Here is an 11,418-nt window from a genome sequence, read left to right as displayed (position 1 = left end):
TTGCAAAGCACACGTCACCGCTACCGCACACACCCCGGATAGCTCCGCTCGATCCAGTCGACAAACGCCCGCGCGGCATTGGAAAGCGCCTCGAAACGCCGCGTCACGAGGAAGAACGCCCCATAGGGCACCGAGACATCGAAGGGCCGCATCAACCGTCCGGCCGCAAGGTCATCGAGCGCATGGTCACGGTCGATCAGACCGACGCCGCTGCCCCGCACGGTCGCCTGCAGCACCATCGAGCCATCGGCGAAGATAGCGCCGCGTTCCAGCTTGACGGGTGCGGCACCCGCAGCCGCGAACCATTGCTCCCAGAGCGCACGGTTATCCTCGTGCAGAAGCGCGTGCTGCATCAGGTCCTCGGGGTGAACAAGCGGCCGCCCCGAGGCGGCCAGCGCCGGTGCGATCACCGGGATCATCTGCACGCGCGCCAGCAGCCGCGCCTCCACCCGCGGCCATGAAACGGCGGTCAAGCTGTGGCGGATGGCGATGTCGGCCTCGCCGCTGCGAAACTCGGAAAGCCGCGGATCGGCATCGATCACCAGGTCAATCTCCGGGTGCGCCTCCTGAAACTCCTGCAGATGCGGCACCAGCCAGCACCCGGCAAAGGAAGGCTCGGCGCTGACCTTCAGCGTCTGCGAGAGCCGCCGCCCCGAAAGCACATCCAGGCTCTCTCCGACCATGTCGAATGCCGACGTCAGCACGCCAAGCAGCACGCGGCCATCAGCCGTCAGCCGGACGCTGCGATGATCCCGTTCGAACAGCGGCCGGTCGATCAGGTCCTCGAGCTCGCGCACCTGCCGGCTGATCGCGGCCTGCGAAACGAAAAGCTCGGCGGCGGCCAGCGTGAAGCTCTCCAGCCGTCCCGCCGCCTCGAAACTCCGCAGCGCCGTCAGGGGCAATCGTCCGCGCTTCATGCATAACCTCAAGTTATCCGAAGCCGACAGTAAACTCGTTTGAGGGACAGGGGCAAGTGCGGTGAAATAAAGGTCAGAAAGGAGGTGCGGTCATGCTCGCGATCATCGACATCCTGTTCGAAGCCCTGCGGCTGATGACCTTCCAGCCGGCCCGCAGGAAGTCCTGCATGCACCCTCGAGCGGCAGAGAGTGGCGACTGTTAGTCTGCGGCGCCTCAACGCCTCACCCAGACCGAGGTTCCGGCAGCACGATCGTAAACGGGGTCCCGCTTTCGGATGACACTCACGGTAATCCAAGCAAACCATCCGACGAATATGAGCCCTGCGAGAATGTTGGCGCCGACGAAGAAAGGGTGGGTGAGCAGAACAAACGGGTCCCAGGCCCCATGTGCCACAGCGAGTTCAAATCCCAACGTCACCAGCATGCCGGGAACGACCGCAGCAAACATCACGGCGTAACGCAGCAAAGCCGAACGGACAGGTACGCCAACGGCGAAGGCATCCCGATGGCTCGCCGTTCTGATGGAAAGCAACTGCTTACCGAGCGTCGCGCCGCGGCGGCTTTCCAGCACCACGAGATACGCCAGGAATACAATAAAGCCGAAGAAATCGACGGGCCAGACGTCGCGTTGTTTCCCGTCTGGTCCCAGATAATAGGTTTGCGAAATCCGGGTCGTGGTCCCAGCTTCAACGGTAATCTTGCTGACCGTCAAAGTTCTTTTCAGGTCGAACCCAGCCAACGTAACCCGGCATTCAACGACGCTATTGTAATCGGCTGGTGGCGGTGGCGTAGGCGCTATCAGAAGATCACCGATATCTTCGCAAACCGTACTATGGAAACCAAAACTGGCCTGCACGGCTCCGCCGGTTAGCATGAACAGAACGACGACCACAGCCTGCATCGGCAGGGCGACAAGCATAAAGTCTATGAGGAATGCTATGGCTCGTCGCCAGAAGCCTGCGCGCGATACGACATTCTCAACGCTGTCCGTCATCAGATTCCCCCGGCGCAATGGGATCTGTTCGACCCCAGTTCGCTAGGTGTAAGGACAACCTTGCGGGGAAATCAATACCTGCCCTACCCGCGCCAGCCGCTTCGTCGCCATAATCGCATGCAACTCTGAAGGAAACGCGGACAACCGTACGCCCCTTTCTGGTCGCGGACGCAGGATGAGGGGCGCCCGCAAACCACGACCGGAAGAGATCTGAATCAAAAACTGAACAGGTGGATTCTATCCTCAAGCCTGTCCGCCGATCGCACTGAAAAGACTCGACAATCGGCGGCAGGACTGCAGCAAAACACGCGGCGGCGGCTGGCCATCGTGGCGGGCTCGCCTTACTCCACCCGCACCGTGACGAAGCGCAGTTCGCCGGTCTTGCTGGAGAGCATCAAGAGCGCGTTGCGGCGGCCGTTCGACTTCAGCTCCTCGACGCGATCGGCAACGTCGCCGGGCGTATCCATCGCCTCCTGGCCGACCTCGACGATCACGTCGCCTGGCTCGACACGGCGTTCCGCCGCCGCCGAATTCGGCGAGACCTCGGTGATGACAACGCCGTCCACGTCTTCGGCAATGCCGTATTTCTTCCGCGTCTCCTCGTTCAGCGTCGCAAGCTTCATGCCGAGCACGACATCGGTCGCGGGCAGCGGGGCTGCTTCGGGCTTGTCCGGCTTTTGCGTCTCGTCGTTGGTTGTCGCCGCCGGCGCGGCAGCGACCTCATCGCCATCTTCGAGGCGACCGAGCGTCACCTTGACCGTCTGCTCCTTGCCGTCACGGACGACCACCACGTCGACCGCCTTGCCGACAGGGCTTTCGGCAACGGCACGCGGCAGATCGCGCATCTCCGTGACGTCACGGCCGTCGAACTTGACGATGACGTCGCCGGCCTTGATCTCGCCATGGGCAATCGGCCCGCCCTCGATGATGCCGGAGACGAGCGCGCCATGCGGCGTCGCCATCTTCAGGCTCTCGGCGATATCGTCGGTCACCGGCTGGATACGGACGCCGAGCCAGCCGCGCCGGGTCTCGCCGAAATCCTTGAGCTGCAGCACGACGTTGGCGGCAAGCTCCGTCGGTACCGAGAAGCCGATGCCGATCGAGCCACCCGACGGCGAGATGATCGCGGTGTTGATGCCGATCACTTCGCCGGCCATGTTGAAGAGCGGCCCGCCGGAGTTGCCGCGGTTGATCGCCGCGTCCGTCTGGATGAAGTTGTCGTAGGGACCGGCATTGATGTTGCGGCCGCGCGCCGAGATGATGCCGACGGAAACCGAGCCGCCGAGGCCGAACGGATTGCCGATCGCCATCACCCAGTCACCGATGCGCATCTTGCGGGAATCACCGAAAGGCACCGCCTTCAGCGGCGTCTTCGGCTCCACCTTCAAGACCGCGAGATCGGTCTTGGTGTCCTTGCCGACGAGCTTGGCCTTGAGCTTGCTGCCATTGGCAAAGTTGATCTCGATATCGTCGGCGCCTTCGATAACGTGGTTGTTGGTGACGATGAAGCCGGTGGGATCAATGACGAAGCCGGAGCCGAGCGAATCAACGGTGCGCTGGCGGTTACCGCCCTGGCCACCCTGCCCTTTGAAGAACTCGTCGAAATAGGGCTGGTAGGGCGAGCCCTCCGGCACCTGCGGTGCCGGCGCATCGTCGTCGTTCTTGACCTTCTGGGAGGTCGCGATGTTGACGACCGCGTCCAGCAGCCCGGCGGCGAGATCGGCAACGGAAGCGGGACCGTTGGTCGGCGGGCGAATGGCCGTGTTCTGGGCGAGCGCCGTGCTGCTGAAGGCAAGCGCGCTTGTCAGCGCCAGAACGCCCAAGGTGGCGCCAAGCGAGTGAGCTCGGAATTTCGTTCGCGTGGACAAGTCGCTTAAGCTCCTCTGGCTGTTCGATGGTCGACCGCTTCTCTTGGCCGCCACCTCTCCTGCCTACGGCGCCGGGCGCCATAGCACTTTGATTCTTCGCACAATTTTGTGTCGACCGGAACCGGCAAGAGCGCCTATGCGGTAGGAACCGTCGACGCAATCCGCAAACCGCGCGACTTTCGATTTTCACCTGAAGATAAGGCGGAATTCGGAAGCGTCCACACACGATTTCCTGATCCCCGCGCAGAGGACTGCGAAAGGCTGGAGGGTACCGGCTGCGTCTTCTTGGAAGGAGGCGCGACGTGTCAGGTCGTCAGGTCGTGCCCGTGGTCTTTCAGGGCCTGCACCGCCTTGTCGAGATCGGAACCGGCGACGAAGACATAGTCGGTGCTGAAGGTCGAATTGGCGAAGACGCCGACGCCGGCGGCCGAAAGCGGCCTGAGCACGGACGAGAGCACGCCGGGAACGTCAAAGGCAAAGTGCTGTTCGACGCGGAAGCAGCGCCAGCCGAGCGAGCTCTGGACGCTGGAAGGCACGCGGGCGGCTCGGCAGACCAGCGTCATCTCCTCGCGGGAGCTCGACACCGTCCAGAAGCCCGGCCCCGGCAACCATTCCGGTATGCTGGAGCCGATAGTGAGGCGGGTGATCGCGTATTCGGCATCGACCAGCCGGATCAGCAGTTTATGTGGCATTTCGCATTATCCTCGAAGCAACCATACAAGTCCGACCCCGGCAGCCACGGAAAAGAGCCCCGCCAGTCGAAGCTGATGTTCGGGGACATACGGCAAACGCTTCGCCATTTCCACCAAAACCAAAGGGGCCAGTGCGTACACCAGCCCCTCGATGATCAGGAAGAAAGCGATTCCCGTCAGGAAATCTGACATCGCCCGCCTAGTTCCCGGTGGTTGCTGGCGGCGCCGCGGCAGCCGGTGCAGTGCCTTCGGAGTCGTTGAAGTAACGGAAGAATTCCGAATGCGGCGAAAGCACAAGCGTCGTGTCCGGGCTACCGATCGACTGGGTATAGGCCGCCATCGAGCGGTAGAATTCGAAGAACTTCGGATCGCGCGCAAAGGCGTCGGCAAAGGTCCTCGTCCGTTCGGCTTCGCCCTCACCGCGCAGAATTTCCGAATCGCGCTGCGCCTCGGCGACGATCTCGACGACCTGACGGTCGGCGATGGCGCGACGACGCTGGCCGGCTTCGTTACCGCGGGCGCGGATCAGTTCGGCTTCGGCCAGGCGCTCGGCCTTCATGCGGTCGAAGGTCTGCTGCGAGACTTCCTGCGTCAGGTCGGTGCGACGGATGCGAACGTCCTCGATGTTGAGGCCGAGCGATTCGGCATCGGTTTTGAGGTCGGCGCGAACTTCGCGCATCATCGATGCACGCTCGTCCGACAGTGCCGCTTCGAAGCCACGCAGACCGTAGACGCGGCGCAGCGATGCGTCGAGACGGGTGCGCAGACGTGCCTCGGCCGAATCGCGGTCGCCCGAAACGGTTTCGCGGAAGCGGCGGGGATCGGCGATCTTGTAGACGACGAAGGCATCGACTTCATAGAACTTGCCGCCCGAGACCTGGACGCGGATGTTGTCGAGGTCGAAGCGCAGCGCCTGGTCTTCGACATATTGCACGCGGTCGGCATCCATGAAGGCGAAGGGCAGCTTGAAGTAGAGGCCCGGCTCGGCCTTGACGTCCTGGATCTGACCGAAGCGGACGACGATCGCCTGCTGGCGTTCGTTGACCACGAAGATCGACGAATAGAGACCGACGAAGACGACGGCGAGCAGGATCAGGATGACTGAGGTACGATTGTTGATCACTGTGCTGCTCCCGCTGCTGCTGCTGCACCCGACTGGGCAGGCCGGCCAATTTCATTCAGCGGCAGATAGGGCAGAACGCCCTGCCCGTTCTTCTCGTCGATGATGACCTTCTTCGACTTGCCGAGAACGCCCTGCATCGTTTCGAGATAGAGACGTTTGCGGGTGACTTCGGGCGCCTTGGAATATTCGTCATAGACCGAGATAAAGCGTTGCGCCTCACCCTGTGATTCCTTGACGACGCGGTCCTTGTAGGCGGCCGCCTCTTCACGGATCTGCGCGCCCTGACCGCGGGCCTTGCCGAGCACCTGGTTGGCGTACTGGTTGGCTTCTTCGACGAAGCGGTCTTCGTCCTGTTCGGCACGCTGCACTTCGTCGAAGGCGTCGGCCACTTCGCGCGGCGGCGCCGCATCCTCGATCGCGACGGTGTTGACGGAGACGCCGGCACCATAGGTGTCCATCGTCGCCTGGATCGTGCTCTTCACGTCGGCGGCGATTGCCTGACGGTTGTCGCGGAAGATGTCCTGGGCCGGACGGCGGCCGACGACTTCGCGCATGGCGCTTTCTGCGACCCGCTGCAGCGTGTCGGACGGGTTCTCGACGTTGAACAGATAGGCCTTCGGGTCGGTGACCGAGTAGAGCACCGAGAACTGCACGTTGACGATGTTCTGGTCGCCGGAGAGCATCAGGCCCGAATTGGACTGACCACCAGTGCGCCCGCCAATGTTTTGCTGCTGCTCCGTCACCTTGACGATCTCGACCGTTTCGAGCGGCCAGAAGTGATAGTGCAGGCCCGGCATCGAAATTTCTTCCTTCGGCTTGCCGAAGCGCATTTCGACGCCGCGCTCGTCTGGCTGCACCGTGTAGATCGAATTGATCAGGATGAAGCCGACGATCAGCAGGCCGACGATGGCGAAGACACCGCCGTTGAAACCGCCGGGAACGACATTCTTAAGCTGGTCCTGACCACGGCGAATGATCTCTTCCAGATCCGGCGGGCCACCCTTGCCGCCACGCGGCCGATTGGGCCCCTGGCCCCATGGGCCCTGATTGCCGCCGCCGCCGCCGCCCCATGGGCCGCCGCCGCCATTCTGATTGCTCCAGGGCATCAAAACCTCTCTATTGACACTTCCCACGCCAAACGGCCGCGCCACCGCGCGGTCGTTTACGATGTGAAACCGTTATAGGTATCACCCGCACCGCTTTCAACGCGATAGGCCCGAGTTCACCGTAAATGGTTCAAAATAGTTGACGATCCGGCGCGTCAGGCTGTCGCACGCCGCTTCCAGGTAACGAAATGCATGGCATGACTGTCCTTTTCGCCCTGCGGCAGGTCCTCTTCGAACACCTTCTCGAAGACTTGCGCGTCGATATCAGGAAAGCGCGTGTCACCGTCGACCTCGGCCTGGACCTCGGTCACATGCAGGATATCCGCCATGCCGATCGACTGGCGATAGATCTCGCCGCCGCCGATAACGCAAATCTCATCGACGCCCGCCGCCTGAGCCTCGCGGTTCGCGACCGCGATCGCGGCATCGAGCGATGGCACGACATCAGCGCCTTCGGCGACAAAATCCGTGTTGCGGGTGATGACAATATTGGCTCGGCCAGGCAGCGGACGGTTCAGCGAAGCCCAGGTCTTGCGCCCCATGATCACCGGCTTGCCGATCGTCAGCGCCTTGAAGCGCTTGAGGTCAGTCGAAAGCCGCCAGGGCAGATCGCCGTCTCGCCCGATGACGCCGTTGGCGGCAACGGCGACGACGATCGATATCTTCGGATGGATGCTCTTCGTTTCAGTCATGGAACCCGTTCGGTTTGCTGTCGATTTCCCTTGCCCGGTCGTAGGCCGCCCGGTCCGTCACCACGCGGATGTAGCGGTCGACCACCGTGCTTTCCGGCAGGATCTTGCGCATCCATTGCAGCGCGCTTGCGAGCAGCAGGTCGGCCGCACTCATCGTTTCGCCGAGCAGATAGGTCCGGCGGGTGAGCACGTCGATCACATGAGCGCACATTTCGTTGTAGAGCCGCGCCTGCGCCGGATTGTTGATGGTCGCACCGGAGATATGGGCGAGCGCCGTCGGCTCGATCACCCCGGCATAATAGGCGAGCCAGGAGAGATAGGCGCCGCGCTCCTTGTGACCGGGCGGCCGACCGAGGCTGCAATCGGGATGGAGGTCGGTCAGATATTGCACGACCGCCGCCGATTCCCAGATCACTGCGCCGTTGTGAATGAGCGCCGGCACCTGCTTGTGCGGATGCGGATTGTTATCGTCCGGCGCGCCGGAGCCATCCCAGCGGCGGATCGAGACGTAGCGGATCTCGTATTCGGCACCCAGTTCCTCAAGCAGCCAGACGATGCGCGACGACCGCGACAAGGGCGCATGGATCAGTGTGAGCATCATACCTCCCTTGAGGGCCAGCCCTCCCCGGCCACTCTCCGCTGCAGCCCTCGCCAATCGGCTCCATGGCCACGCCCGTATTGTCAGGCATGGCAGCGAGGCCCACCCGCACACGCCGGGTCGTCGCTGGCGCGCAGGCGGGTCCGCCCCGCCCAGATGCCTTAGACCGCGATCGGCGCCTTGATCGTTGAATCAGCTTCGTAGCCGACGAGCGTAAAGTCTTCGAAGCAGAAAGAAAACAGGTCCTTCACGTCAGGATTGATTTCCATCCGCGGCAACGCCTTCGGCGTGCGGGTCAGCTGCAGCCGGGCCTGTTCGAAATGGTTGTGGTAGATATGCGCATCGCCGAGCGTGTGCACGAAATCGCCGAGCTTCAGGCCGGTCACCTGCGCCACCATCATCGTCAAAAGCGCGTAGGACGCGATGTTGAACGGCACGCCGAGGAAGATGTCGGCGGAGCGCTGATAGAGCTGGCAGGAGAGCTTGCCGTCCGCCACGTAGAACTGGAACAGGCAGTGGCAGGGCGGTAGCGCCATTTCGTCCACCAGCGCCGGGTTCCAGGCCGAAACGATGTGGCGGCGCGAATTCGGGTTGGTCTTGAGGCTTTCGACGAGGCCTTCGATCTGGTCGATGTGACGCCCATCCGGCGCCGGCCAGGAGCGCCACTGATAGCCGTAGACCGGGCCGAGATCGCCGTTTTCGTCGGCCCATTCGTCCCAGATGGTGACGCCGTTTTCCTTGAGGTAGGCAATGTTGGTATCGCCCTTCAGGAACCAGAGCAGTTCATGGATGATCGAGCGCAGGTGCAGCTTCTTGGTCGTCAGAACCGGGAAACCTTCGGCGAGGTCGAAGCGCATCTGGTGGCCGAAGACCGAGCGCGTGCCCGTACCCGTCCGGTCGCCCCGATCGGTTCCGTTGGTCATCACATGGTCGAGAAGGTCGAGATATTGCTGCATGGTCTGGCGCCGCCGATTCGTATTGCCCTGAATTTAGGACGAAGCCGGCGGCGAACCAATGACCAAGGGACGATTATCCCGGATAATTCGGCTGCCCTAGAGCGGGATGAGGAAAAGTGCACGCGCTTTTCCTCATCCCGCTCTAACTATGAGAGGCGATCACGTTTATGGTTTTGGGTCAATCGACCCAAAACCATCGTGATCTACAGCGCTTGCAGCTTCCCGAGGTTCTTCGCCACCAGGTAATAGAAGGTAACGCGCGACTTGGAGCGATCGGCAGACATCTCCTTGACCGTGGCGGCGATCGCCGTATCCGCATCGCCGCCGCTGATGCCGAGCTTCTTCTCGCACCATTTCTCCTTGACCCGCTCGAGCTCCTTCGGATCGGTCGCCGACACGAGCGAAGAATCCTTGTTGCGAAGCGCAATCCCAAGGTGACGCACGATCTTGTTCACGATCGCCTCGTCGGCGCCGCCGTCGTATTTCTGCACATCTGCGAGGTAGTCCGTCATGAGGCCTCCAGGTTGCTTTGTTTCTCGAAACTGCGGCCGGACAATGCCTGCCGCATGCAGCAGCGGGAGTTTTTCATGGATGCCGGTCAAGTCAAGGCGGTTCGGGGCCGGCACAGTCCGGGACAAAGTCATATATCCGACACATCCCCCTTTTCTTGGAGACAGGAAAGACCTATATGAACGGTGCCGTCTTCGGGCGGCTATGGCAATAAACGGGCGATGAAATAAACCCATTGGACCCGGGGGCGGTACCCGGCGCCTCCACCAAAAACCGATCTCCTGAGGGTCGGCTTTTGATGGGGGCGAAATAGGATCGACAAGGGCGTAAAGATCGACTTTTTGCTCGGCATTGTACCACCGTTATCGGGCTAAACTTATAGTTGCAAACGACAACTATGCTGAAGCACGTCTCGCTGCTTAATCGCGGTGCGACACTTCAAATCAAGTCCTTCCGGGTAGCACCGTAAGGCGGGGTCCGAAGGCACCTGGCAACAGAAGCCTTCACCTTCTCCCCCGCCTCGAAATGGTCTATAGATGCTCAAATAATTGACTCGTCCCTTGTGGATGGGCAATGAAGCGTGACGGCGGCTAGCCGGCAGCAAGCAGTAAGATTGAGTTCGAGGAAAGACGGGACACTCATGGGCCAGGACCACATCCGCTACGACATTCTGGCACAGGACGCGCTCCGCAGCGTCATCCGCAAGGTCCTGACCGAAGTCGCCACGACAGGCCATCTTCCCGGCGAACACCACTTTTTCATCACCTTCCTGACCGGCGCGCCGGGCGTGCGCATCTCGCAGCACCTCAAGGCGAAGTATCCCGAGCAGATGACCATCGTCGTCCAGCACCAGTTCTGGGAACTGAAGGTCACTGACGTCGGCTTCGAGATCGGGCTTTCCTTCTCCGACACGCCGGAACGCCTGGTGATCCCGTTCAACGCCATCCGCGGCTTCTACGACCCCTCGGTCAATTTCGAGCTGGAGTTCGATGTCGCCGCCGGCGAGGAAGAGGAAGTGGAATCGGCCGAAATCACCGCCTATCCGGTCCCGGAAGAAAACGGCGAAGCCACGGCCAAGGAAGACAAGCCTACCGAACCGAAGAACGGCGGCGGCTCCGTCGTTTCGCTCGATTCCTTCCGCAAGAAGAACTGATCACCACCGGCTGCAAGCCGCCTCCAGTCGCAGCCGATTGGGCGGCCAGGATCATGCAGCCACGCGAAGTGCTACAGCGACCTTTGCGCGTTGAGGACGCGCAGCGCTGAAGGAGCATCGGATCATGACCGGCGACGTCGTCAATCTGCGCCAGTTCCGCAAGCGCCAGCAGCGCACGGAAAAGGAAAAACAGGCCGAACAGAACCGCATCTCCTTCGGCCGCACCAAGGCTGAAAAATCCCTGACAAAGGCGCTGAACGACAAGGCGGAGACCCGCCTTGACCAGGGCCGCATCGAGCGGCCGGCCAAGGACGAAGGCGGCGACAGCAAGGACTGAGCCGCCCTTCCCGAAGAAAAGGCTTCCGGAGCAAGGACTTGCGACCGCTTTTCGAATCGAATTGCCAAGCAGTTGAATCGATCCCGCAGCCCGCGTGCGGCAACTTTCCGCCGCAGCACGCTCCAACTTATTACAATCGATCCCGTTTACGGGGCGATCCGCCCCAAAGTCATTTTGATCCAGAGACCGGACAATGATCCGTAAGCACTCCGCGACCCTGCACGGCCACCGCACCAGCTTCTCGCTCGAAGACGCGTTCTGGCAGGAACTGAAGGCGATCGCCGAGACAAGGGCGATGCCGCTCGCGCAACTCATCGCCGAAATCGACGACCAGCGCACGCCCGATAGCAACCTTTCCTCGGCGCTACGGGTCTACGTGCTGGAATGGCTGAAATCGAAACTTGCGCTGCCGTCGCCTGACGCGAACTGACGCGCAACCCATTGCGCCAACAACAAGAAATCACCTACAGCG

14 protein-coding genes and 1 other RNA gene are annotated in these 11,418 nt (G+C 61.8%); 4 read left to right on the top strand and 11 right to left on the bottom strand.

All coding sequences use genetic code 11. From position 1 onward, the window contains the following. Positions 1–20: 20 nt before the first annotated feature. From ACTJKE_RS11930 to ACTJKE_RS11880, 11 genes are all read right to left on the bottom strand, one after another. A complete protein-coding gene (locus ACTJKE_RS11930) occupies positions 21–917 on the bottom strand; it encodes a LysR substrate-binding domain-containing protein (RefSeq protein WP_440691849.1) in 897 nt (298 codons plus the stop codon). A gap of 214 nt (positions 918–1,131) precedes the next feature. Then, positions 1,132–1,911 carry an RDD family protein gene (locus ACTJKE_RS11925; RefSeq protein ID WP_440691848.1) on the bottom strand — a complete coding sequence of 260 codons (780 nt, stop codon included), beginning with the start codon at positions 1,909–1,911 and terminating at the stop codon, positions 1,132–1,134. 341 nt (positions 1,912–2,252) lie between these two features. Then, positions 2,253–3,734, bottom strand: a complete 1,482-nt coding sequence (locus ACTJKE_RS11920) for a DegQ family serine endoprotease (RefSeq protein WP_057253578.1) — start codon at positions 3,732–3,734, stop codon at positions 2,253–2,255. 350 nt (positions 3,735–4,084) lie between these two features. Then, the gene (locus ACTJKE_RS11915) at positions 4,085–4,471 is read right to left on the bottom strand and encodes an ACT domain-containing protein (protein WP_057253576.1); all 387 of its coding nucleotides are present in this window, start codon (positions 4,469–4,471) and stop codon (positions 4,085–4,087) included. A 6-nt stretch (positions 4,472–4,477) separates the two neighbouring features. Further along, positions 4,478–4,663, bottom strand: a complete 186-nt coding sequence (locus ACTJKE_RS11910) for a DUF2065 domain-containing protein (protein ID WP_057253574.1) — start codon at positions 4,661–4,663, stop codon at positions 4,478–4,480. 7 nt (positions 4,664–4,670) lie between these two features. Further along, a complete protein-coding gene (gene hflC / locus ACTJKE_RS11905; RefSeq protein WP_057253572.1) occupies positions 4,671–5,594 on the bottom strand; it encodes a protease modulator HflC in 924 nt (307 codons plus the stop codon). Further along, positions 5,591–6,700, bottom strand: coding sequence for an FtsH protease activity modulator HflK (hflK, locus tag ACTJKE_RS11900; RefSeq protein ID WP_058321274.1), 1,110 nt, complete (start codon positions 6,698–6,700; stop codon positions 5,591–5,593). The genes hflC and hflK overlap by 4 nt, the downstream gene beginning before the upstream one ends. A 155-nt stretch (positions 6,701–6,855) precedes the next feature. Next, the gene (locus ACTJKE_RS11895; RefSeq protein WP_057253568.1) at positions 6,856–7,392 is read right to left on the bottom strand and encodes a dihydrofolate reductase; all 537 of its coding nucleotides are present in this window, start codon (positions 7,390–7,392) and stop codon (positions 6,856–6,858) included. Further along, positions 7,385–7,990, bottom strand: a complete 606-nt coding sequence (locus ACTJKE_RS11890; protein WP_057254388.1) for a glutathione S-transferase — start codon at positions 7,988–7,990, stop codon at positions 7,385–7,387. Before ACTJKE_RS11890 ends, ACTJKE_RS11895 begins: the two co-directional genes overlap by 8 nt. Before the next feature lie 161 nt (positions 7,991–8,151). Then, positions 8,152–8,946, bottom strand: coding sequence for a thymidylate synthase (locus ACTJKE_RS11885; protein ID WP_113514380.1), 795 nt, complete (start codon positions 8,944–8,946; stop codon positions 8,152–8,154). Positions 8,947–9,149: 203 nt separating this feature from the next. Next, a complete protein-coding gene (locus ACTJKE_RS11880; RefSeq protein ID WP_440691847.1) occupies positions 9,150–9,458 on the bottom strand; it encodes a DUF2853 family protein in 309 nt (102 codons plus the stop codon). Positions 9,459–9,604: 146 nt separating this feature from the next. Here ACTJKE_RS11880 and ssrA point away from each other — a divergent pair. From ssrA to ACTJKE_RS11860, 4 genes are all read left to right on the top strand, one after another. After that, positions 9,605–9,964, top strand: a transfer-messenger RNA (tmRNA) gene (ssrA, locus tag ACTJKE_RS11875). 132 nt (positions 9,965–10,096) lie between these two features. Beyond that, entirely contained in the window at positions 10,097–10,609 is a 513-nt protein-coding gene (locus ACTJKE_RS11870) for an SspB family protein (RefSeq protein WP_057253562.1), read from the top strand. 124 nt (positions 10,610–10,733) lie between these two features. After that, complete coding sequence (locus ACTJKE_RS11865; protein WP_057253560.1) at positions 10,734–10,946, top strand: DUF4169 family protein; 213 nt, start codon at positions 10,734–10,736, stop codon at positions 10,944–10,946. 193 nt (positions 10,947–11,139) lie between these two features. Then, positions 11,140–11,376, top strand: a complete 237-nt coding sequence (locus ACTJKE_RS11860) for a ribbon-helix-helix domain-containing protein (protein ID WP_057253558.1) — start codon at positions 11,140–11,142, stop codon at positions 11,374–11,376. The last annotated feature ends 42 nt before the right edge of the window (positions 11,377–11,418 follow it).

The organism is Ensifer sp. 22521, from assembly GCF_052044795.1.
GTDB lineage: Bacteria > Pseudomonadota > Alphaproteobacteria > Rhizobiales > Rhizobiaceae > Ensifer.
The sequence above is the reverse complement of the archived record's forward strand: the minus strand, read 5'-3'. Positions and strand labels throughout refer to the sequence as shown.